18 protein-coding genes are annotated in these 21,969 nt (G+C 50.4%); 8 read left to right on the forward strand and 10 right to left on the reverse strand.

The window, feature by feature from the left end; translation table 11 throughout:
- Nucleotides 1-176 precede the first annotated feature (176 nt).
- From rpoD to rpsU, 3 genes are all read right to left on the reverse strand, one after another.
- Entirely contained in the window at nucleotides 177-2,024 is a 1,848-nt protein-coding gene (gene rpoD, locus AC1HDJ_RS04850) for an RNA polymerase sigma factor RpoD (RefSeq protein ID WP_479533821.1), read from the reverse strand.
- Nucleotides 2,025-2,157: 133 nt separating this feature from the next.
- Complete coding sequence (gene dnaG, locus AC1HDJ_RS04855) at nucleotides 2,158-3,906, reverse strand: DNA primase (RefSeq protein WP_479533823.1); 1,749 nt, start codon at nucleotides 3,904-3,906, stop codon at nucleotides 2,158-2,160.
- A 344-nt stretch (nucleotides 3,907-4,250) separates the two neighbouring features.
- Complete coding sequence (rpsU, locus tag AC1HDJ_RS04860; protein WP_010862554.1) at nucleotides 4,251-4,466, reverse strand: 30S ribosomal protein S21; 216 nt, start codon at nucleotides 4,464-4,466, stop codon at nucleotides 4,251-4,253.
- 184 nt (nucleotides 4,467-4,650) lie between these two features.
- On the opposite strand from rpsU, the gene tsaD reads away from it, so the two are divergent.
- Complete coding sequence (gene tsaD, locus AC1HDJ_RS04865) at nucleotides 4,651-5,670, forward strand: tRNA (adenosine(37)-N6)-threonylcarbamoyltransferase complex transferase subunit TsaD (protein WP_479533825.1); 1,020 nt, start codon at nucleotides 4,651-4,653, stop codon at nucleotides 5,668-5,670.
- A gap of 98 nt (nucleotides 5,671-5,768) precedes the next feature.
- On the opposite strand, the gene plsY is transcribed toward tsaD, so the two are convergent.
- Nucleotides 5,769-6,380, reverse strand: a complete 612-nt coding sequence (gene plsY, locus AC1HDJ_RS04870; protein ID WP_479533827.1) for a glycerol-3-phosphate 1-O-acyltransferase PlsY — start codon at nucleotides 6,378-6,380, stop codon at nucleotides 5,769-5,771.
- A 142-nt stretch (nucleotides 6,381-6,522) separates the two neighbouring features.
- Between plsY and folB the strand changes: the two genes are divergently transcribed.
- Genes folB through bacA form a run of 3 tightly spaced genes read left to right on the forward strand, consistent with a single transcriptional unit; the run spans nucleotide 6,523 to nucleotide 8,214 of the window.
- On the forward strand, nucleotides 6,523-6,879 hold the full coding sequence (folB, locus tag AC1HDJ_RS04875) for a dihydroneopterin aldolase (protein WP_479537004.1): 357 nt from the start codon (nucleotides 6,523-6,525) through the stop codon (nucleotides 6,877-6,879).
- Nucleotides 6,879-7,355, forward strand: coding sequence for a 2-amino-4-hydroxy-6-hydroxymethyldihydropteridine diphosphokinase (gene folK, locus AC1HDJ_RS04880; protein ID WP_479533829.1), 477 nt, complete (start codon nucleotides 6,879-6,881; stop codon nucleotides 7,353-7,355). The genes folB and folK overlap by 1 nt, the downstream gene beginning before the upstream one ends.
- A 49-nt stretch (nucleotides 7,356-7,404) precedes the next feature.
- Nucleotides 7,405-8,214, forward strand: a complete 810-nt coding sequence (bacA, locus tag AC1HDJ_RS04885) for an undecaprenyl-diphosphate phosphatase (protein ID WP_479533831.1) — start codon at nucleotides 7,405-7,407, stop codon at nucleotides 8,212-8,214.
- Nucleotides 8,215-8,385: 171 nt separating this feature from the next.
- Here the strand turns inward: bacA and AC1HDJ_RS04890 are convergent, their stop codons facing one another.
- Entirely contained in the window at nucleotides 8,386-9,621 is a 1,236-nt protein-coding gene (locus tag AC1HDJ_RS04890; protein ID WP_479533833.1) for a multifunctional CCA addition/repair protein, read from the reverse strand.
- A gap of 261 nt (nucleotides 9,622-9,882) precedes the next feature.
- On the opposite strand from AC1HDJ_RS04890, the gene AC1HDJ_RS04895 reads away from it, so the two are divergent.
- Both AC1HDJ_RS04895 and AC1HDJ_RS04900 read left to right on the forward strand, forming a co-directional pair.
- Nucleotides 9,883-11,628, forward strand: coding sequence for an ExeA family protein (locus tag AC1HDJ_RS04895; protein ID WP_479533836.1), 1,746 nt, complete (start codon nucleotides 9,883-9,885; stop codon nucleotides 11,626-11,628).
- Nucleotides 11,628-12,596, forward strand: coding sequence for a general secretion pathway protein GspB (locus AC1HDJ_RS04900; RefSeq protein WP_479533838.1), 969 nt, complete (start codon nucleotides 11,628-11,630; stop codon nucleotides 12,594-12,596). The genes AC1HDJ_RS04895 and AC1HDJ_RS04900 overlap by 1 nt, the downstream gene beginning before the upstream one ends.
- Before the next feature lie 180 nt (nucleotides 12,597-12,776).
- On the opposite strand, the gene AC1HDJ_RS04905 is transcribed toward AC1HDJ_RS04900, so the two are convergent.
- The 3 genes from AC1HDJ_RS04905 to AC1HDJ_RS04915 all read right to left on the reverse strand — a co-directional run bounded on the left by AC1HDJ_RS04905 (nucleotide 12,777) and on the right by AC1HDJ_RS04915 (nucleotide 15,498).
- Nucleotides 12,777-13,397: a TIGR04211 family SH3 domain-containing protein gene (locus AC1HDJ_RS04905; protein ID WP_479533840.1), complete on the reverse strand. Its 621-nt coding sequence runs from the start codon at nucleotides 13,395-13,397 to the stop codon at nucleotides 12,777-12,779.
- A gap of 131 nt (nucleotides 13,398-13,528) precedes the next feature.
- Complete coding sequence (locus tag AC1HDJ_RS04910; RefSeq protein WP_479533842.1) at nucleotides 13,529-14,794, reverse strand: inorganic phosphate transporter; 1,266 nt, start codon at nucleotides 14,792-14,794, stop codon at nucleotides 13,529-13,531.
- 23 nt (nucleotides 14,795-14,817) lie between these two features.
- Nucleotides 14,818-15,498, reverse strand: coding sequence for a TIGR00153 family protein (locus tag AC1HDJ_RS04915; RefSeq protein ID WP_438622367.1), 681 nt, complete (start codon nucleotides 15,496-15,498; stop codon nucleotides 14,818-14,820).
- Between the two features lie 170 nt (nucleotides 15,499-15,668).
- On the opposite strand from AC1HDJ_RS04915, the gene AC1HDJ_RS04920 reads away from it, so the two are divergent.
- Nucleotides 15,669-17,354, forward strand: coding sequence for a CYTH and CHAD domain-containing protein (locus AC1HDJ_RS04920; RefSeq protein WP_479533844.1), 1,686 nt, complete (start codon nucleotides 15,669-15,671; stop codon nucleotides 17,352-17,354).
- Nucleotides 17,355-17,587: 233 nt separating this feature from the next.
- Here AC1HDJ_RS04920 and AC1HDJ_RS04925 read toward each other — a convergent pair whose 3' ends face one another.
- Nucleotides 17,588-17,818, reverse strand: a complete 231-nt coding sequence (locus AC1HDJ_RS04925) for a YbdD/YjiX family protein (RefSeq protein WP_479533846.1) — start codon at nucleotides 17,816-17,818, stop codon at nucleotides 17,588-17,590.
- On the reverse strand, nucleotides 17,818-19,875 hold the full coding sequence (locus AC1HDJ_RS04930; RefSeq protein WP_479533848.1) for a carbon starvation CstA family protein: 2,058 nt from the start codon (nucleotides 19,873-19,875) through the stop codon (nucleotides 17,818-17,820). The genes AC1HDJ_RS04925 and AC1HDJ_RS04930 overlap by 1 nt, the downstream gene beginning before the upstream one ends.
- A 452-nt stretch (nucleotides 19,876-20,327) precedes the next feature.
- On the opposite strand from AC1HDJ_RS04930, the gene AC1HDJ_RS04935 reads away from it, so the two are divergent.
- Nucleotides 20,328-21,878: a methyl-accepting chemotaxis protein gene (locus AC1HDJ_RS04935; RefSeq protein WP_479533850.1), complete on the forward strand. Its 1,551-nt coding sequence runs from the start codon at nucleotides 20,328-20,330 to the stop codon at nucleotides 21,876-21,878.
- The last annotated feature ends 91 nt before the right edge of the window (nucleotides 21,879-21,969 follow it).

Consider the following 21,969-nt stretch of genomic DNA (forward strand, 5'->3'; position numbering starts at 1 on the left):
CATACCAATAAAAAAGCCCGTCAGATGACGGGCTTTTTTTGACTGCGATGGCGGCATTATTTATAACCTTATACCGCTTTATAACCTTATATCGCCAAGCTAATCATTGATGGCTATCTTATCGATAGATCTATCGATGATCACTGATGACCGACGAAATAATCGACAGTGCCGATTTACTCGTCAAGGAAGCTGCGCAGAACTTCTGAGCGGCTTGGATGACGCAGTTTACGCAGTGCTTTAGCTTCGATCTGACGAATACGCTCACGAGTAACGTCGAACTGTTTGCCGACCTCTTCGAGCGTGTGGTCAGTGTTCATATCGATACCAAAACGCATGCGCAGCACTTTGGCTTCACGTGCAGTCAGGCCTTCTAAGACATCACGGGTGGCATTACGCAGGCTCTCTGAGGTTGCAGAGTCAAGCGGCAGCTCAAGTGTGGTATCTTCAATAAAATCACCTAAATGCGAATCTTCATCATCACCGATAGGTGTTTCCATTGAGATTGGCTCTTTGGCGATTTTCAGCACTTTACGGATCTTATCTTCCGGCATCATCATGCGCTCGGCCAGCTCTTCCGGGCTAGGCTCACGACCCATCTCTTGCAGCATTTGGCGCGAGATACGGTTTAGCTTGTTGATGGTTTCAATCATATGCACAGGAATACGGATGGTACGTGCCTGATCGGCAATCGAGCGAGTAATCGCCTGACGGATCCACCATGTTGCATAGGTTGAGAACTTATAACCACGGCGATATTCAAACTTATCCACCGCTTTCATCAAGCCGATGTTACCTTCTTGAATCAGATCCAAGAACTGCAAGCCACGGTTAGTGTATTTTTTCGCAATCGAAATCACCAAACGTAAGTTTGCTTCAACCATCTCTTTTTTCGCACGGCGGGCTTTCGCTTCACCGATAGACATGCGACGGTTGATGTCTTTTACCTGCTCAATGGTCAGACCTGTCTCTTCTTCGATCTGACGCATTTTTTGCAGACAGCGCTGCACTTCATCACCCACTTCAGTCAGACGCATAGACCAAGGTTTGCCCGCAGCCAGTGCTTTTTCAAACCAAGCGGGGTTGGTTTCATTGCCTGCAAACAGGGTAACAAAGTTCTTTTTCGGCATTTTGCACTGTTCAACACACAGTTTCATGATGATGCGTTCTTGAGTACGAACGCGCTCCATCATTGAACGCATTGAGCCAACCAGATAATCAAACTGCTTTGGAACTAAACGGAACTGTTTGAAAACTTCAGAAAGTTTCTGAATTTCTTCATTGGTTGCAGCATGGTTACGGCCATTGAGCTTGATAGCTTGGCGGGTAACTTCATACTGATCGCGCAGTTCGGTGAACTTTTCACGTGCCAGTTCAGGATCAATTGAGCCATCGTCTTCAGAAGAGTCATCGCTTTCGCTCTCTTCGTCGTCGTCGTCAACGTCTTCGTCGGCTAACTGCTCTTCGGTGAGCTCTGATCCTACATGTGTTGCTGTTGGTGCCATGTCTTCTTCTGCATTCGGGTCAACAAAGCCCGTAATCAGATCGGAAAGACGTGACGTGCCAGCCTCAACACGGTCATATTGCTCTAAAAGATAGGTGATTGCTTCCGGATATTCGGCAACTGAACATTGTACTTGGTTGATACCGTCTTCGATGCGTTTAGCGATACCAATTTCACCCTCACGGGTAAGCAGTTCAACGGTGCCCATTTCGCGCATATACATACGCACAGGGTCAGTCGTACGACCAATCTCGGATTCTACACTCGACAATACCTGCGCAGCGGCTTCGGCTGCATCATCATCAGCGAGGCTCTCTGCCAGCATCAGATCATCGGCATCAGGGGCTTCTTCCAGCACCTGAATACCCATATCGTTGATCATCTGGATAATGTCTTCGATTTGATCGGAGTCGACGATATCTTCCGGCAGATGGTCATTGACCTCAGCATAGGTCAGGTAGCCTTGCTCTTTACCCTTGGTAACAAGAAGCTTAAGCTGTGACTGCGGGTTTTGCTCCATAAGACGATATCCACACTTCAAGGTCTGAAAGAAGAAACTAGTACACGGCGGTATAAACCGCGAATTACGATGGCGTAAAGCACTGTATTAAATAGTGTAAACCATCGATTATAGCATTTGGGCATTTTTTCTACTAGCCATTGCCCGGTTTGGCTGTAGTAATCAGCAGGGCAAGTTCCCTGCGCTCTTCGGCACTTAAGCCGTGTGTGCGGTCTTTCGCGATCAGTTGATTCATACGCTGTTCTACCCCCTGAATATATAGGTGATCAAGCGTATTCATAAACTCATCATCAATGTTCTCGTCACTGATCATATGGTGCCACATGGCCAGCATTTCAAGTTGTTGCCCCTCTTTTGTTCCACGCCAGTGCTCTAACAATTGGCCGGTGGTGATCCCCGGTTGAGCCTGACAGGCCGTAATCAACTGAATAAACAGCGGGAGTCCTGGAATATCAAGCTGTGCTAATCCGCCTAAAGAGGGGACGCATGCAGCAAGTTGAGGGTTTTGAATCAGTAAGCCGATTAAAATGCGCATTGGTGTGCGTTTAATCTGCGGTGCTCGGGCGCTATTTTCACTGTGTAGCTTCGGTAATAACCGCTCTAACTGGCTTTCATCAAGAATGCCCAGCTTTTGCCCTAATGCATTACGCAGATAGAGCCGCAGTGTATTGCCCGGCACTTTGTCTATCAGCGGAATGGCCAGTGTACTCAGTTTAGCACGCCCATCTTGGCTGCTTAGGTCTATTTGTTGCAGCAAACTCTCAAACAAAAAGGCTGACAACGGTGTTGCTTGTTGTACACGCGCCTCAAAAGCGGCCTGACCTTCCTTTCTAACCAGTGTATCAGGATCTTCACCGTCGGGTAGAAACATAAATTTTACCTGCTTCCCATCATTAAGATAGGGCAGGGCTGTTTCAAGCGTGCGCCATGCAGCATCGCGGCCGGCATTATCACCATCATAGCAGCAGATGACGGTATCGGTACTGCGAAATAGCAACTGCACGTGCTCAGCAGTGGTTGATGTGCCTAGTGATGCGACGGCGTAATCAACATTAAACTGGGCCAGTGCCACCACATCCATATACCCTTCGACCACCAATAAGTGCTCAAGTTTCGGGTGGGCTTGCTGGGCTTCGTATAAGCCGTACAGTTCACGGCCTTTATGAAAAATGGCCGTTTCTGGTGAGTTTAGGTATTTAGGCGTGCCCGAACCTAAAATTCGCCCACCAAACCCGACAACCCGCCCGCGGCGGTCGCGGATCGGGAACATCAGGCGTTCGCGAAAGCGATCATAGACTCGGCCGTTATCATTGTGCACCAGCATTCCGGCATCAGAAAGTGCCTGTTGGTGTTCTGCGGAGCCGCCAAATTTGCGTAGCACATTATCCCAGCCCTCTGGCGCAAAGCCGATGCCAAATTTGTGGATAATCTCTGCCGATAGACCACGCTGAACCAGATACTGTTGTACCAGTGTAGCATGCGGTTGGGCGTGCTGTTCCCGATAATAGGTGGCTATCGCCCCCATTAACTCATACAGATTGCGTTTTTCTTTACGATCTTGCGTCGGCTGGCTGCTGCCCATTTCGCGCGGAATATCTAGACCATGCTGTGATGCCAGCTCTTCAATCGCTTCAACAAATTCAAGGCGATCAAAGTCCATTAAAAAACCGATGGCGTTACCGTGCGCACCGCAGCCAAAACAGTGATAAAACTGCTTTTCAGCGCTGACGGTAAAAGAGGGGCTTTTTTCGTTATGAAACGGGCAACAGGCGTGGTAGTTCTTACCCTGCTTCTTGAGTTTGACGCGAGCATCAACCAGATCGACGATATCGGTCCGGGCAAGAAGGTCATCAATGAATGCGCGGGGGATTTGACCTGCCATGACACCTCGTTAATTGGTTAGTCAGACGAAGCAAGTTCACAAACGAGCGAAAGCCGCGCGTTCCTGACGGAATGCACGGCCTGTGCTGCAACAGAAGTCTGTTGGCTTATCCTGTGCTGGTATTACGTAGGCCGAGGCTTTCGTGGCAAATAAAAAAGGGATAAATCCCTTTTTTATTCTGCTAATACAGGATAAATCGTCTTTCCTATGAAACGAAGTAATAGTAAATCGCAGTAAACTGTGATGAGCCGTTACTTTGCCTAAGGAACAGACAAGCCCGAAGGCTGGGCGTACTAAACTAAAAGATTAACAAAAGTTAAAAAATAGTGGAGTACGCAAGTGCATTAGTACAGACGAGTGCGGCGTGCGTTTTCACGAGCCAGCTTCTTCGCGTGACGCTTAACAGCAGATGCTTTAGCGCGCTTACGCTCGGTAGTTGGTTTTTCGTAGAATTCACGACGGCGAACTTCAGACAGGATACCTGCCTTTTCGCATGAACGCTTGAAACGACGAAGAGCTACGTCGAACGGCTCGTTTTCACGTACTTTAATTACTGGCATGTGCCTCTCACCTCAATGGAAATCGGGTTGTACCCGCTGACTATCAAATCGCCAGCTTGACTAAAAATGGTGCGGAATTTTAATCCGAACGCATAGCTATTGTAAAGCGCTACCGCGATCTACTGGCGTGATTTTAATGCGCAGGATAACATAATAGGCTTTCCACGTCAGCTTGAGGCCACTTATGCGTATTCTAGGAATTGAAACTTCCTGTGATGAAACCGGCGTTGCAATTTATGATGATAAGGCCGGCCTGTTGGCTAACCAATTGTATAGCCAGATAAAATTACATGCTGACTATGGTGGTGTTGTGCCGGAGTTGGCATCACGCGATCATGTAAGAAAAACAGTGCCCTTGATTCAAGCTGCGCTCAAAGAGGCCGGATTAACGGCAAAAGATATTGATGGCGTGGCTTATACCGCTGGCCCTGGGTTGGTCGGCGCACTGTTAGTGGGTGCAACCATTGGCCGTTCTTTGGCCATGGCGTGGGATGTTCCGGCGGTGGCGGTACATCACATGGAGGGGCATTTATTGGCGCCAATGTTGGAAGATAACCCGCCAGCGTTCCCGTTTATCGCGCTGTTAGTTTCGGGCGGGCACACCCAGTTGATTCGTGTTGATGGCATTGGCGAGTATACGCTGATGGGCGAATCGATTGATGATGCGGCCGGTGAGGCGTTTGATAAAACTGCCAAACTGATGGGGCTTGATTACCCCGGTGGCCCATTATTGGCAAAACTGGCCGAGCAGGGCACGCCAAAGCGCTTTATTTTCCCGCGTCCGATGACCGATCGTCCGGGGTTGGACTTTAGTTTTTCCGGTTTAAAAACGTTTGCCGCTAATACGATTGCCCGTGAAGGGAGTGATCCACAGACTCGTGCGGATATTGCGCATGCCTTTCAGCAGGCCGTGGTGGATACGTTGGCGATTAAGTGCCGCCGTGCACTCAAAGAGACCGGATTTAAACGCTTGGTGATTGCCGGTGGTGTGAGTGCAAATACCTCTTTACGTACTCAGCTGGGTGAGTTGATGGCTCAGCTCAACGGTGAGGTGTTTTATCCGCGTACCGCATTTTGTACCGATAACGGGGCGATGATCGCCTATGCCGGTATGATGCGGCTGAAAAATAAAGAGTATCAGGATTTGTCTGTCTCTGCGCGCCCACGTTGGCCGATGGAAGAGTTAAAACCGCTGACATTTTAACGGTTGGTGTTCCGGCAATGATGAGCGTGGTGCTGTATTTTGACGGTGAGCCGGGCAGATAACCCCGACTCACCGTTTTTTATGTGCCTATTTTTAGGTTATTCATTGTCAGTGTGTGAGGTGAACTTTCGCCAAAAACGGGGCTCTTGTCCGCGCCATAAACGCTGTAAGTTATCGTGATGCCGCAATAAAATGAGGCACGACAACATGGCAACCGGCAGGGTGAACTCGGGGCGAAACCACCAGACATACAGCGGGGCAAGCAGCGCGGTAAGAATGGCGGCTAGTGATGAGTAGCCGGTGATCAGCGCGGTGAGCAGCCATGTCAGGCTGAGTAATCCGGTGATATCCCAGCTAATAGGAGCAATGGCCCCGAATGCGGTAGCAACCCCTTTACCGCCACGAAAGTGGAAGAAGATAGGGTAGATGTGCCCAAGACAGGCTGCAATGGCAATGAAGCCTAAAATCGGGGGCGGTAATTCCAGCTTGTAAGCGCCCCAAACCGGCAGCCCGCCTTTTAGGACATCGGCAATCAAAACGCCGACTGCCGCAATGCGTCCGCCAATGCGTAGCACGTTGGTGGTACCAGGATTACCTGAGCCGCTTTCCCGCGGGTCGGGCAGGCCAGAAAGGCGACAAATCAGTACGGCGCTGGAGATCGAGCCGAGCAGATATGCCAAGGCGATCATCGCGAACGCGAGTGCACTCATGGTGAAATTCCTGTGTCGAGGAAATATGATCCGATCACTACCGGATTCCAGAGATTGCCTTGATAATACGCAAAACGAGCCTGTTGGGGTATCCGACCTCTCTTTATTTTTGATGACAACCCTTTTTATGGATAACAACGTGATGGATATCGTGTTTATCGAACAACTGAGTGTGATTACCACCATTGGTGCTTATGACTGGGAGCAAACCATCAAGCAAAAGTTGGTATTTGATATTGAAATGGCATGGGATAACCAAGCCGCTGCTCAGCAAGATGATGTACGTTTGTGTTTGGATTATGCCGCAGTGAGTGAGGCGGTAACGCGCTTTGTGCAGCAAGGGAAATTTGCGCTAGTTGAGCGGGTAGCAGAAGATGTGGCTGCGCTAATTTTGACGCAGTTTGGTGTGCGCTGGTTGCGCTTACAGGTACGCAAACCGGGCGCTGTGGTTAATGCACTGAGTGTCGGGGTGACGATTGAGCGCGGAGTGCGTGCGTAATGGTGACGCTGTTTATCGGTATTGGCAGCAATACTGATCGGGAAAGGCATTTACGGGCAGCGGTCAGGGAGTTACAGCAGGCTTTCACACTGGTTGAACTTTCACCGGTTTATGAAGCCAAAGCGGTGGGTATTCACAGTGATAATTACTATAATCTGGTGGCCAAGTGCCAGACAGAACAGGATGTTGTTGCTGTAAGTCAGACATTGCAAGCAATAGAAGATCGCTGGGATCGGCGGGCTAGGAGTGATGTCTGTACGCTGGATCTGGATTTACTGCTATACGGTAGCCTGTGCCGCCAAGATAAGCCGGTACTGCCGCGTACGGATATTTTGCATTGTGCGTTTGTGTTGCAGCCGCTGGCTGATTTAGCGCCGCAGATGCTGCATCCTGAGTGCCAGTTACCGTTTGCAACCTTATGGCAGCAGTTTAGTGTGTCAGATCAGGTGTTATGGCAGATCCCCTTTGTGTGGTGATATGCGTGTTTTTGATGGTTATTTTTTCTTTCGCAGGTAGGCGTTGTTCATGAATGAGTTGTTGATTGCTTTTATCCTCGGTGTGGTTGAGGGGTTAACCGAGTTTTTGCCGGTATCTTCCACCGGACATCTGATTTTAGTCGGCCATTTACTGGGCTTTGAAGGGGCAAAAGCGGCCACTTTTGAGATCATTATTCAGCTAGGTTCAATTCTGGCTGTGGTGGTGGTGTTTTGGCGGCGGATGTTTGGCCTGATTGGTATCCATTTTGGTGAGAAACCAGAGCAGCAGGCTGGCGGGCATTTAACACTGATCCATATTATTTTGGGCATGCTGCCTGCGGTGGTGATTGGTCTGCTGGTTCATGACTGGATTAAAGCTAACCTGTTTGGCCCGCAGACGGTGATGTACGCACTGGTTGTCGGCGGTGTGTTATTGCTGGTGGCGGAGTTTTTTAAGCCAAAAACTACTGCGCATGATCTGGATCAGATCACCTACAAACAGGCATTTGGTATTGGTTTATTTCAGTGTTTAGCTCTGTGGCCTGGCTTTTCGCGTTCAGGTTCAACAATCTCTGGCGGTTTGTTGCTGGGTGTTGGCCGTCAGGCTGCGGCAGAGTATTCGTTTATTCTGGCCGTGCCGATGATGCTAGGGGCGAGCGGGCTGGATCTGCTGAAAAGCTGGAGCATTTTGAGCTTGTCTGATCTGCCGATGTTTGCGGTTGGTTTTATCACCGCATTTGTGGTGGCGATGATTGCAATTAAAACCTTCCTTGCGGCGATTAAGCGGATCTCATTTGTGCCTTTTGCTATCTACCGCTTTATTTTGGCGGCAATGGTGTACTGGGTGGTTGTCGGCTGAGTCAGCTTTTGACGTTATCCCTAAGACGCTAATTTTGTGATCTGTTTTTTATGATCCCAAAAAAGAGATAAAAAAACAGCGGGTTTGATGCCCGCTGTTTTTATTTTAAGCGTTTTTCTTTGTCAGCTATTGGGAGCGTATCGGATGATGACCTTTGCCGAAATGTGCAGTTTACTGGGTGGCCTGATACTGGCGTTTAAAATCGGCAATCGCGGTAATACGTTGCTGGTGTAATTGCTCTTTGATTGCTGCGCCGTGAAAGCCTTGCGCAATAATGGGCTGCACGGCAATGGTGGCTGCCGCCTGATAGGCGGCGCGGACATAATTGGCCTGCGGATAGGGTTTATCGGCAAAACCGGTTCGGCCACAGAAGTCGGCTTCGGTTGCCAATAAGGCAAATTCAAGGCGTTCGGGTTTGCGCCAGATATCAAGTTTATCGAGCATATTCAGCAGGGTTTCAGGGCGCAACTCAAAGGCGGTGTGGATGAGGCCGTGTACCTGCGCCACCAGTATGGCGATATCACGCAGATGATTGGGGATTTTCAGCCGAGTGCAAAATGCCCGAATGAGTGGCACGCCTTTTTCGCCATGCCCGTGATGGCTCGGCCAGCAGTGTGGTGGCGTCAGTGCTTTGCCAAAGTCATGGCACAGGGCGGCAAAGCGCACATCTAGACTTGGGCTTAAACGGGCGGCCTGTTGCAGCGTTAGCATTATGTGCACGCCGCTGTCGATTTCAGGATGCCATTTTTCGGGGGCTGGAACGCCAAATAAAGCATCAAATTCAGGGAACAGGCAAGCGAGCGCGCCGCAATCCCGCAGGGTTTGAAAATAGACCTGTGGGGCTGCGCTGTTCAGGGCTTTTTCGGTCTCTTTCCAGACACGTTCCGGTGTCAGATGGTTTAATTCCCCTCCGGCTACCATAGTGCGCATCAGCTGTTGTGTTTCGGGGGCTATCTGAAAGCCAAAATGGGCAAAACGCGCAGCAAAACGGGCAATGCGCAACACCCGTAGTGGATCTTCGCTGAATGCTGGTGAGATATGGCGCAACAGGCGCTGTTCTAGATCGTGCTGGCCGTTATAGGGGTCAATCAATGTGCCGTCACTGTGCTGCGCGATGGCGTTGATAGTCAGGTCGCGCCGGATCAAATCTTGCTCTAGCGTCACATCAGGGGCGGCATGACAGACAAAACCGGTATAACCTAGACCCTGTTTGCGCTCGGTACGAGCCAGCGCGTACTCTTCGCGGCTTTGCGGATGTAAAAAGACCGGAAAGTCTTTGCCAACCTGCTGATAGCCCTTGGCCAGCATCGCTTCCGGTGTTGAGCCAACCACCACCCAATCCCGCTCGTGAATAGGTAAACCGAGTAATTGATCACGCACTGCACCACCAACTAGATAGACTTGCACCCTGTATCCTTTTTTTTGACTATTTTTGCCAGTATAGCTGATCAGGCTGCAAACAGAATCGGTAGTACTGATACAGTAAACAGAACATAACGGCATTATTTAGTGAAAAACAGACTGGTATGGATGTTCAGCGGTAACATCTACAATACCGCCCGCAGTCAAATATGACACTTCAATGGTGTGTGACTTTCGTACAAAGGTCATGCAAACTGGCTTTCTCTGCGGGCCAACACGTGTCTGCCCACTGTGATTGGAGAATCAATGTATCAAGCTTTTTTCGGGTTAACCGCCACACCGTTTTCAATTGTACCTGATCCGCGTTTTCTGTTTTTAAGTGACAGACATCGTGAAGCGCTGGTGCATTTGTTTTATGGCCTGCGTGATGGCGGCGGCTTCGTGCTGCTGACCGGTGAAGTTGGAACGGGGAAAACCACCGTTTCACGCGCCATGCTCGAAAAAGTGGACAGTCAGTTTCAACTGGCGACGATTCTCAACCCGATGCTGGATGCCCGTGAACTGCTGGCCGTTATTTGCGATGAGCTGGGGCTGAATACTGCACCACCAAAGGGGGGCCCGCAGGCCAGCCTAAAACAGCTTTCGGATACCCTGCATCAGCATCTGCTGCACAATCATGCGCAGGGGCGAAAAACCATTTTATTGATTGATGAAGCCCAGCATTTACAGCCACCGGTACTTGAGCAGCTGCGTCTGCTGACCAACCTTGAGACGAATCAAACAAAGTTATTACAGGTGATTTTGATTGGCCAACCTGAGCTGTTGCAGCGTTTGCAACAACCGGCGCTGCGTCAACTATTACAACGGATCACGGCGCGTTATCACCTGTTGCCACTGAGTTTACCTGAGTTGACTGACTACGTGGCATTTCGCCTGAAAACTGCCGGTTGTGAGCAAGCGCTGTTTAGCCCGGCCGCGTTGCGGGCGCTGCATAAAGCCAGTGGTGGAGTGCCACGGGTCATTAATTTGCTGGCAGATCGCTGTTTGATGCTAGCGTATGCACAGGGTACTGCACAGGTGCAGATGCGTGATGTGCTCAATGCCGATCGCGAAATTCGAGGAGCGCTACCGACCGGTTTTCCTGCCAGTAAAACTGTTGCTGTCCGCTGGGCGACATGGCGCTGGCCGTTGCTAGGGTGTGCTTTGGGCTCACTGCTCACCTACGTGCTTTATTTGGGCGCACTCTTTTTGTGGCAGCCGGCTTGGTTGACGGAGCAAATATCAGCGGCAACGCCAGCAGAACCTGCTGCGCAGGGTGCGACCGACTTGGCGGTAAACGATGCGGCCGTTGCTGAGCCAACCTCCGTACCGTTTACCGCGGTTGCTGAGGAAGCCGCAGTGACAGCAGTATCCCCAAAAAACACGGTTTTACCGCTGTTGGCCGAGCCTTTAAAGCAGACGATGATGTTGGCACGAGAGCCTGAAAGTGCCATGGAAGCGCTCTACCGAGTGTGGGGGTATCAGCTGCAAGATGCGCCGGCTGACTGTGCCGCGGCTGATATCTTGGCACTGCGCTGCTACAAAGGCACCACCACGCTGGCGCGTTTAGAGAGTTTAAATCACCCAGCAATGCTGTTATTGCGCGAAAACAATCAGGCGTACTATGCCGTGTTGTACGCGCTTGAACCGCAAGAAGCCGAGCTGCTGGTGGGCGATAAGCGCTGGCGGGTTAGCCGCAGCTGGCTTGAGCAGCATTGGTTGGGGGAGTTTACTCTGTTATGGCAGCCGCAGGCAGTGGGTACATTTAAAGCTATCCGTCAGGGGGATAGTGGCGAGCCGGTACAGTGGCTTGATGATCAGCTGGCGCTGATCTTAAAAATACCCCAGCGTAAAATGACCCGTTTTGATCGCCCGCTGGCCGATAAAATTCAGCAATTTCAGACCCGTTTTGGCTTGAATGCCGATGGTATGGCTGGCCCGATGACGCTGATTGCATTAAATGCGGCGCTCGGCAATGCTGGGCCTACGTTAACCGCCAAGGAGGCTGAGTGATGTCTAGCATACTTGAAGCGCTGCGCCGCTCTGAGCGTGAACGTCAGCAACGTAATGGCAAGGATTCGGCCTCATTGATTGCTCTGCATCTGGCCGATACTGCCATGCCAGTATTGCCTCAGCCGCTTTCGGTGCGTCAGCGTACGGTGTTGGTGTGTGCAGGCGCAGTGGCTGGCGCTGCCTGTACTGCGGCGATACTGCTGTGGTGGCATACCCATACATTGGCGGTTAAAACCGCAGAGGCGCGCTTGGTTGAGCCTGCGGTTGTTATGATGGCGGAGAGTGATGCTACCACGCTTGCTGCACCGCCGCTGATTGATGGACGGCAGATTTTGCCACTGCCGCGGCTGGATACCGAGAGTGTCAATTTGGCCGAACTAAGTCAGGCCACCGCAATAGCCGAAGCTGGAAATCAGCCACTCACCGCTCCGTGGCTGGATGATGCCATTTCACCGGACGACATTTTACCAACACCACCGCTACCGACTGATCCGGTGCGTAAACCTCAGGCCAGTGGCAGTAACAACCCGCCTCGCCAACAGCTTGGCGCTGCGGCAGCAATGAAAACCGATAAACTGGATTTAAGTGGGGTATCACCCGAGCTGGCTCTGGCTTTTCGCAGTGCGTTAGATGCCGACAGTGCTAGTAATGGCGTTGGCAATAGCGCGCGTTTACAGCCGCTGCCTTCGTCACCCAAAGCAAATGCAATGACAACAAACAGTATATTGCTGCCAAGCCTGACAGATTTACCGGCCGCCAGCAGGAAGATAATCCCGACTTTACGTTTTGAAGTGCACAACTATGTCTCTGATCCTAAAAAACGTTGGGTGAAATTTAACGGAAATGTCTATCGTGAGGGTGCTAAGCTGGCTGACTCAGTCGCCTTAAAACGCATTGAGGCCGGACAGGTGGTGTTGTCGGTGCGTGGGCAAGAAGCAACACTCAATGCGCTACAAGATTGGATTTAAGCCATCAGAATGGCATCTGTAGCATGAAATGTTAATTTAAATCCATATGCTGACTGATAGCGCTAATTGAAGCAGAAAGCTGAAGTTACCGCTCAGAAAAAAGACCGGAGATACCGCGCATTATGTGCGTATATCTGCCGGTCTTTTTAATTACAGCGTTGGTTTAATGACTGTCACGGATTATCGCATCCAGCGATCTTTGCGTCGGCGTGTCGGCATAATGCTTGGCAGCACCAGACCAATGAGCAGACCAATACCAGCAACGCCACCGCCGTAGATAAACCAGCGCATCAGGATCTCACGCTTTTCGCTGTTTAGGTGGGTATTGAGTAGCTGTACTTTATCCTGCGTATTTTTTAATTCGCTTTTCAGGCGGTTATTCTCATCTTGCAGGGCGTTCAGCTCAGAGTCACTGTTGCTGACTTTGTGCTGCATCTCTTTGGTGCGCTCTTGCCAGCTGCTATCAATGGTATTGAGCTTTTCGCTGAGGGTTTTAACCTGTGCTTCAAGTTCCGGCACACGGGTTCGTAAGCTCGGCAGAGGGCTTAACTGATTGGCCGGTAACCAGACCTGACGGCCTTTACTGTCGGTCACCTGCGCATAGCCCGCTTGTGCGTTAGAGGCGTTGAGTGTCACCGGCTCACCGGCATTAAGTGTACCAACAATCCGGTACTGATTACCGGGGCCTGAGTGCACATAGGTTTGCAGCTCATCGGATATATAACGTGTTTCTGAAGCCTGTGCGCTGAACGTGCAAGCAGCCAGCAGCAGAGCGGCAATGTTTGTGCTTAGTTTGGACATAAGGTCAAATTTTGTGCGTGTTCAAGATGGGGGAATAGTAGAAGGTTTGCGAAGGTGAAGCAAATCGGTGGCGCGCCAGTTTGACGCACCACCCAGTTAGCACTGTTATCTTTTGAACTATTTTTCGGCGATTAAGAGAACACCGCGCGGAAAAAGTAGAAGAAAATGATCGACAGGAAAGCACCCGCAGGTAGGGTAATGATCCATGATGCGACAATGTTTCGCACCACGCCCAAGTTTAGCGCCGCAATACCACGCGCAAAGCCAACACCCAATACCGCACCCACCAGTGTTTGGGTAGTGGAGATAGGCAAACCTGTACCTGAGGCGATAACCACGGTAGTGGCGGTAGCAAATTGTGCAGCAAAACCACGGCTCGGTGTCAGATCGGTGATCCCGGTGCCGACAGTTGCCATCACTTTATGACCCAGCAGTGCTAGACCAATCACGATACCGACTGCGCCAAGAGGCAAGATCCACCAGACGATTGGCGAGGTACTTTGTAAATCGCCTCCGCTGTTGATCACGGCAACAATCGCCGAAAGTGGGCCAATGGCGTTGGCAACATCGTTTGAGCCATGGGCAAATGCCATTGCACAGGCGGTGATCACCATCAGCACACTAAAGACCCGCTCTACACCGGCAAAACCGTTTTTAGACACCGCTTTGGCGGTAAAACTTTTGCTGGAGATATACAGGTAGCCGCCGATCATCACGGCAAAGGCAGATAACACGGAAATTAGCAGTGTTTCGCTGTCGCTCAGATCCAGACCAACATGTTTTAAGCCTTTTTTGATGGTTACCAAGAAAATAACCAGCGCGGTTAAAAACATGTATACCGGACCATAGCGCTTGGCATTTTTCATCGGATTTTCGGTATCAAATATCAGCCGTTGTGCACTGATAAATATGCCATAAGCTAGTACCCCCGCAATCAGCGGTGTCACCAGCCAGCTCCCGACGATGCCTTTTACACTGCTCCAGTCAACCGCATGTGGCCCAACAGACACACAGGCAAAACCGATAATTGCACCGATAATGGAGTGGGTAGTGGATACTGGCCAGCCCATGAATGATGCCACTATCAGCCAAGTACCGGCTGCCAGTAGCGCTGACATCATGCCAAAGACCAGAATTTGCGGTTGATGGTTGAATAACGAGGTCTCAATGATCCCGTTACGAATGGTTTGGGTAACTTCACCACCGGCCAGATAAGCGCCGGCAAACTCAAAGATCATCGCGATAATAATCGCTTGTTTGATAGTGACCGCTTTTGAGCCGACAGAAGTACCCATTGCATTGGCGACATCATTTGCGCCGATACCAATAGCCATCAGTAAGCCTAAAAGGGCCGCGACCAGCACGATAAGTGAGCCGTGTTGTGCCAAAATTTCCATTGAATTACCTATTATTTGCTACGTTATGAGCGAGCTAGCATCAGTTCCAGACGAGCGCCTACGCGCAATGCCTGATCGGCTAAATCACCCACCCATTCCAGAGTTTTGTACAGGAACACCACATCAATCGGATTGAATTGATCTTCCAGCGTCAAAAGCGTCTGACGTAGCAGGATCTGGAGGTGGTCTGTATCATCTTCGATGTGATCCAACTCCGTGATCATCGTTTCTACCAGTGCAACCTCACGGCCTTTAAAGCCGGTTTCGAGCAAGCCGTCCATTTCGGCGATAACTCGATTTGATTGCGCGGTTGCGTCCAAGCAGCGTTGCAGATAGTTCATGAAAGCAGGGTGCATTTCATCGGGAATGCGCAAATGGCGGCCGATAATGCGCCCAGAGATGTCTTTCGCACGGTTGGCAAGTTTGTCTTGCTGAGTCAGCAATTCAAGCATGTCAGTACGGTCAACGGGCAGGAATAAGCCGCGTGGCAGCTTAAGTCGGATCTCACGTTTCAGCGTGTCTGCCTGTTTCTCAAGCTGAGAAATATGCTCGCGTAGCTGATTCGCTTTTTCCCAATCATCGTTTGCAGTAGCTTCAAAAAAAGGCACTAGCTGCAAGCAGCACTCGTGTACTTTTTTCGCATGCTCACCCAAAGGTTTGATGGGAGACTTGGCAAAAAGACCTAAAATAGTATTAACTGGCATAACCAATGTACCTATGTTGGCGTTTAATTGCGCAACAGTTGTCAGAGGATGCGCATGTTATCGTATGTCACCGCAGACTTCACCCGCTTGACGTCAAATAACCTCATTTTTCTGCTGCCATTAAGATAAAAGAGCAGTGCTATTTACGTGACAACATCTGGTTTCCCATTATGAATACTGAAATTGAGCTGAAATTTATTGTGTCTTCGGCGATCGAAGCCCCGTTGTTACAGCTGCTGAAAAAACAGCTGATCAGCGAACAGCGCCAGCGACAACTGATCAACACCTATTATGATACGCCTGCGCAACTTTTGCGTAGTGCCAAGATGGGATTACGTGTACGCACGGCGGATAATGCCCATACCCAAACCTTAAAAACAGATGGTCGGGTCGTGGCGGGGTTGCATCAGCGGCCGGAATTTAATGTGGCTATCACACAGGAAACGCCCGATTTGGCACTGTTTGATACCGATATCTGGCCAACCGAGTGGGATATCAGTGCGGTGAATGCACAGTTGCAACCGCTGTTTAATACCGATTTTTTGCGCCAGCAGTGGCTGATTCGTTTTGAAGATCATGATGATAGCGGAAAGCCGTGCAACCGTTTTTCTGAGATAGAGCTGGCGTTTGATCAGGGGTGGGTGATTGCCGGTGATCGCCGTGAAGCGATTTGTGAGATAGAGCTTGAGTTAATCAGTGGCCAGCCGCGTGCGCTATTTCAGCTAGCTGCACAGTTGTGCCAGTTGGGCGGATTACGTCAGGGCAGTGACAGCAAAGCGGCGCGCGGATACCGTTTGGCGCAGCAACTTGCATCACCACGCGCTGGGTTGTCAGAGCATTATACTGCTGATATGGCCACCCCGATGTCATTGATGGCAGTATCGCGAAAAGCCAATTTGGAGCTGGCCTTCGTGCAGGCATTAGAGCAGGCGCTGGCTCACTGGCAGGCCAATGAAGCGCTGTTTCATGCGGCAGTCGGTAAGGTCAGTGAGCCAACATACCGTGCTCCACAGGCATGGTCTGCGCTACAAGAGGTGCGTTGTGCGGTTGATTTTATCCGCCAATGGTTCACGCTGTTTGGCCGGCAAATTCCGCGCAAAGCAACCGCAGCTTTGCGGCAGGATTTACTGTGGCTTGATGAGCAATTGGCGGTTGTTGATGGCTTAAGCCCATTGGCTGCATGGTTAGAGCAACCGGATGTTGCGTTGGAAACCCGTGCTCCGGTGCTGTTTGAGGCCGCTGAAGTGGCATTACGCCCGCTGTGCAGTGCCCATTTTCAAGCGTTACTGCTTAGCCCGCGTTATGCCCAACTGTTGCTGACGTTTAACCAGTGGTTGATTGAACAACGCTGGCAGGGTTTCACTGATGCAAAAGGCAAGCAGGATTTAGCCGCACCGGTCAAACGGTTTGCCGATATCCAGTTGGCGCGCCAGTGGTCTGAGGTAAAAAGTGTCTTTGTTGGCGCAAAATCGCTGGCACGGCAAAACTATCTGGACCAAATGCCACGGGTGCAGCGTTATGCCCAAACTGAACTGGCTCTGGGTGGGTTGTATTCCGCCGAGCTCTGTTTGCCGTTCCGTCAGGCGTGGCAGGCATTGTGGGCACAGCAACAAACTCTACAACAGCACGATGTGGCGCGCCGTTTTGTCCAGAAATATACCGACAGCCTGCTTGCTACTGCAAACGTAGAGCAGGAAAGCGTAGATAATGCAGAGCATGATTTGACGCTAGATACAGACTTGCTTGCGTGCTGTGAACAGTTATTGAGCAGCCTCAATGCTGAAGAGGTTCATTTAGTCGGGCAGTTGGAGTTGGCGCGGCATCATGCCTTGGAACAGGCTGGCTATTGGTTTTGATGGTTAATTATTCAGTGCCAGACGGTGGTGCGTAATTCAGATTGCATTATTGAAATAGCATTATGGAAATAGAAATAAACCCATAATGTAATAGATAAAAGAAAAGGGCGGATGGTTTATCCGCCCTTTTTTATGGGTATCTGAGATGTGTATCTGATAGTAGATATCAGATACCTGACTCCGTTAGCGGTTTATCGGTGTGATTGGCAACATACTCGGTAAACCGACAAGTGTTAGCATGGGCACTTACTCAATGTGCCTTTTTTACCCGGATAGCGCGCCTCAATACAGGCGCGGTGAAATTCGGCTTCCGTTAATACTGGGAGTTCAGGGTGGGCTTCCTGCATATGTTCAACATAGCGCAGATAATCAGGTACACCGACCATCAAACGTGCAGTTTCTGCCACTCGCTGGTAAAGCAGCTTGATACGGCTAAACCGTGTAATCATTTTTGCTGTCGGCATTATAATCCCTCCGGCTGATACTGTGCGGGCGTCTCTTTTGCCGTGGCAGTGTGGCTGCGATGGCCTTTTAACGCTGCGCGGATACCAAAAAACAGCATGGCCAGTACCACACTGATAAACAGGGTGCTTAACCCTGCGTTTACGTAGTCGTTCACGATCACCTGTTGCATCTGCTCGAGGGTTTTTGCAGGCGCTAGAATCTCACCTTTTTCTGCTGCTGCCTGAAATTTATCGGCATGTGCCAAAAAGCCGATTCTTGGATTTTCGCTGAAAATTTTCAGCCAGCCGGCATACAGAGTGGTAATCAGTACCCACGAGCAAGGCAGACCGGTGATCCAGGCAAAACGGGCTTTTTTCATCTTAATCAGTACGGTGGTGCAGAGGATCAGTGCCATTGCGGCTAGCATTTGGTTGGCAATGCCGAACAGTGGCCACAGAGTGTTGATTCCGCCGAGCGGATCTATCACTCCCTGATACAGGAAATAACCCCAACCACTGACGGCCAGCGTGGTGGCCAGCAAATTTGCCGGCAGAGAATCGGTATTGCCCAGTGGTTTAAAGAAGCTGCCGAGCAGATCCTGAATCATAAAACGGCAGACCCGAGTTCCGGCATCAATAGTCGTTAAAATAAACAGCGCTTCAAACAAGATGGCGAAGTGATACCAGAATGCCATCATCGCTTGCCCGCCAAACACTTGCGATAAAATATGAGCCATACCTACCGCGAGTGTCGGTGCGCCGCCGGCACGCGATAAAATGGTTTGTTCACCCACATCACGCGCCATTTGGGTCAGCATTTCCGGTGTGATCACAAACCCCCACTGGCTGATCACTCGGGCCGCTTCTTCAGCGGTTGTACCGATCAGTGCGGCAGGGGCATTCATCGCAAAATAGACTCCCGGCTCGAGTACACAAGCGGCAATCAGCGCCATCATGGCTACAAATGACTCCATCAGCATTGCGCCGTAGCCGATCATGCGGGTGTGCGATTCATTCTCGATCATTTTCGGGGTTGTGCCGGAAGCGACCAGTGAGTGGAAACCGGAAATTGCCCCACAGGCAATAGTGATAAACAAAAATGGGAATAAGCTTCCGGCAAAGACCGGGCCGCTGCCATCAATAAAGCGGGTGATTGACGGCATTTGCAGATCTGGGGCAACAATCACAATACCCAATGCTAAACCGACAATTGTGCCGATTTTCAGGAAAGTAGAGAGATAATCACGTGGTGCGAGCAGCAACCATACCGGCAGTACCGAGGCGATAAAACCATAAATAATCAGCGCCCAAGCCAGATCTTTTCCTTCCAGCATAAACCAACTGGCTATACTGCTTTGGGCAACATTTTCACCGTAGACAATTGAGAGCATTAGCAGGACAAAGCCAATTACCGAGATCTCACCAATCTTGCCGGGGCGGATATAGCGCATATAAATGCCCATAAACAGCGCAATCGGAATAGTGGCAGCAATGGTAAATGTGCCCCACGGGCTGCCTACCAGTGCCTTCACGACCACCAGAGCTAGTACGGCGAGTAAGATCACCATGATCATCAAGATCCCGATTGAGGCAATTGCTCCGCCCACCGGCCCTATTTCTGCACGGATAATTTCACCGAGTGATTTGCCGTCACGGCGGGTAGAAATAAACAGCACGATAAAATCTTGTACCGCACCGGCAAACATCACCCCCACTAAAATCCACAGCGTACCCGGCAGATAACCCATTTGTGCGGCTAATACTGGGCCAACTAATGGGCCTGCGCCGGCAATGGCGGCAAAATGGTGGCCAAACAGCACCCATTTGTTGGTGGGAACATAATCTAGCCCGTCATTGTGGCGCTGAGCCGGCGTTATGCGGGTGGCATCAAGTTCGAGCACTTTGCTGGCAATAAAACGGCTGTAAAAACGGTAGGCGATCAGATAGCACGAAACAGCAGCCACAATCAGCCAGATGGCATTAACGGTCTCACCGCGGTTGAGGGCGATAGTGGCAAAAGCCAGCGCGCCGATCAGGGCAACGGTGAACCAAATAGCCCGCTCCTTTAGGGTTTGCATACACACTCCTTGTTGTTGCGTAGGGCATTACTTGTTGCAAAATGAGGTCAGCACCTTTCGGTCTGTCGGTTTTTAACGTTGCAATTTTGTAAACGTAACAGAGGAAAGACAAGCAGAGTTGCTCTTTGAGGGAAAATACTCAGTTTGTGTTTTTTTACCGAAGAATATGTGGGTATTTCTCCTTACTTGACCGGTTATACAGGCTAATCCTGTGTTCTCTCGAGTTTTAAACGGTACGGGCTATTTCTCCGCATACTTTCTGTTTCGACGCCTTGTTGTATTTGTGATGAAGATCTTCTTTATCCAGCCAGATTATTTTCTTGTCTGTGATTTTTGTGAACCTAATCGCTTATTTTTGTCGCCAAAATTATGTATTGACGCGCTTTGCCGATAGAGGGGGCAGACGAAAAATCTTCCGCTGAAATCAGGCATATGCAGAAACAGGGATGAGTATGAATACAATAACGTTTAATTTCGTAGAGCGCTGTCTGGTCAATATTCGGTTGTTACCGAAAATTGTGCTGTTGATGGTGGTCAGTACCCTGCTTCTGGCGGGAAAGCAGTTGTTTGATGCCAATTTATTACAGCAAAGTTTGCTGATGTCGGCTCAGCAAAACGCACAGCATCAGGCAAAAGTGGCGGCGGCATTGCTGGATAATTTGTACACCGCGGGGCAGGCTTCAACACTTTCCGGTGCGTTACAACCGTTGTCGGGCCAGGAGAACGGTGGCGTTTATGTGCTGACACCGGAAGGAGAGTTGCTAGGGAATTCCCGCTTTCGTGATCGCGAAAGCTGGCAGCAGGCGGTAGGCGGGGTGTCGGCTGGCTGGGTGAGTGAGGGTGGGCAGCAGACTTATCTGCTCAGTCATAACGGGTGGGTTATCGGGGTGGCGCTTGACCGGCAGTTTGCTGATCAAACATATCAGGATTTTCTGCTGAAAATATTGTGGCAAACCGCAGCAATAGCGGTGTTGTTTATTGGTTTACTGGTTAGTGCTGTGCGGACTATGCATAAGCAGATCAACTATTTAACCTGCAATATTAAGGCGATTGCCCACAAAGATCTGACATCGCCGATAGTGATGCCGTGCCGTGATGAATTTGGTGATATGGCGCGGGTACTGGAGCAGACCCGTTTGAATTTACACAATATTGTGGCGATTCAAACCTCAACCGCGCAGGAGTTAACCGCGATTGCCGAGGTAATGTCAGTTGCCATGAGTGAAACCGGCGAGGCGACTAAAGAGGAGTTTGCCGAGATCGATCAGCTGGCATCAGCAATGAGCGAGATGAGCTCTACTGTACAGAATGTGGCACAAAATACCGAGTTGGCCTCACAAGCGACCACCATTAGCGCCGAACAAGCTAAACAGGGGGCGCAGTTTGTCGGGCGAACCACTGAGGTTATCCGCCAACTGTCGGCAGATATTCGTGAGTCAGCTCATGCGGTGAATCAGGTTGAGGAGCGGGTCGGTTCGATTGGATCGGTAGTATCAACCATTCGTAGCATCTCTGAGCAGACGAATCTGCTGGCCCTTAATGCGGCGATTGAAGCAGCACGGGCAGGCGATCAGGGCCGTGGTTTTGCGGTGGTAGCCGATGAAGTTCGCCAGTTAGCCCAGCGTACCCAGAATGCGACTGTTGAAATTCAGGAGATGATTTCACAGCTACAAGGCAGCGCCAGTCAGGCTGTTGAGCTGATGGAGCAAAGTGTCACCGAGGCGGCCGAGGGCACAGCGCAGATTATTCAGGCTGGCAGCGAGTTCAGCAAAATTGAGTCGAGCGTGCTCAGTATCAGTGAAATGAACTTTGAAATAGCCTCGGCTGCTCAACAGCAAAGTGCGGTAGCGCAAGAGATGAGTAAAAATCTGAGCAATGTGCGTGAGCTGATCTCCGGCTCGGTGACGGTGATGACTGAGCTGACTGAAACCGCTGATGCTATGCAGCAGCAGGCAGAAAAATTGCAATCAGAGATCGGTGAGTTTCGTTTTAAGCACGGATGATGTTCCCACATAAAATGCATTGAGCATAAAAAGCCCCGTATTCATGATGATGAAACGGGGCTTTTTTGTTAGTTTAAACCCTTATTGACGT

It is taken from the genome of Plesiomonas sp. ISS29, assembly GCF_056522795.1.

What these genes read in the sequence shown, in the direction of transcription:
- rpoD (WP_479533821.1), bottom strand. Translation starts at nt 2,024, where the DNA reads ATGGAGCAAAACCCGCAGTCACAGCTTAAGCTTCTTGTTACCAAGGGT.
- dnaG (WP_479533823.1), bottom strand. Translation starts at nt 3,906, where the DNA reads ATGGCAGGTCAAATCCCCCGCGCATTCATTGATGACCTTCTTGCCCGG.
- rpsU (WP_010862554.1), bottom strand. Translation starts at nt 4,466, where the DNA reads ATGCCAGTAATTAAAGTACGTGAAAACGAGCCGTTCGACGTAGCTCTT.
- tsaD (WP_479533825.1), top strand. Translation starts at nt 4,651, where the DNA reads ATGCGTATTCTAGGAATTGAAACTTCCTGTGATGAAACCGGCGTTGCA.
- plsY (WP_479533827.1), bottom strand. Translation starts at nt 6,380, where the DNA reads ATGAGTGCACTCGCGTTCGCGATGATCGCCTTGGCATATCTGCTCGGC.
- folB (WP_479537004.1), top strand. Translation starts at nt 6,523, where the DNA reads ATGGATATCGTGTTTATCGAACAACTGAGTGTGATTACCACCATTGGT.
- folK (WP_479533829.1), top strand. Translation starts at nt 6,879, where the DNA reads ATGGTGACGCTGTTTATCGGTATTGGCAGCAATACTGATCGGGAAAGG.
- bacA (WP_479533831.1), top strand. Translation starts at nt 7,405, where the DNA reads ATGAATGAGTTGTTGATTGCTTTTATCCTCGGTGTGGTTGAGGGGTTA.
- AC1HDJ_RS04895 (WP_479533836.1), top strand. Translation starts at nt 9,883, where the DNA reads ATGTATCAAGCTTTTTTCGGGTTAACCGCCACACCGTTTTCAATTGTA.
- AC1HDJ_RS04900 (WP_479533838.1), top strand. Translation starts at nt 11,628, where the DNA reads ATGTCTAGCATACTTGAAGCGCTGCGCCGCTCTGAGCGTGAACGTCAG.
- AC1HDJ_RS04905 (WP_479533840.1), bottom strand. Translation starts at nt 13,397, where the DNA reads ATGTCCAAACTAAGCACAAACATTGCCGCTCTGCTGCTGGCTGCTTGC.
- AC1HDJ_RS04910 (WP_479533842.1), bottom strand. Translation starts at nt 14,794, where the DNA reads ATGGAAATTTTGGCACAACACGGCTCACTTATCGTGCTGGTCGCGGCC.
- AC1HDJ_RS04915 (WP_438622367.1), bottom strand. Translation starts at nt 15,498, where the DNA reads ATGCCAGTTAATACTATTTTAGGTCTTTTTGCCAAGTCTCCCATCAAA.
- AC1HDJ_RS04920 (WP_479533844.1), top strand. Translation starts at nt 15,669, where the DNA reads ATGAATACTGAAATTGAGCTGAAATTTATTGTGTCTTCGGCGATCGAA.
- AC1HDJ_RS04925 (WP_479533846.1), bottom strand. Translation starts at nt 17,818, where the DNA reads ATGCCGACAGCAAAAATGATTACACGGTTTAGCCGTATCAAGCTGCTT.
- AC1HDJ_RS04930 (WP_479533848.1), bottom strand. Translation starts at nt 19,875, where the DNA reads ATGCAAACCCTAAAGGAGCGGGCTATTTGGTTCACCGTTGCCCTGATC.
- AC1HDJ_RS04935 (WP_479533850.1), top strand. Translation starts at nt 20,328, where the DNA reads ATGAATACAATAACGTTTAATTTCGTAGAGCGCTGTCTGGTCAATATT.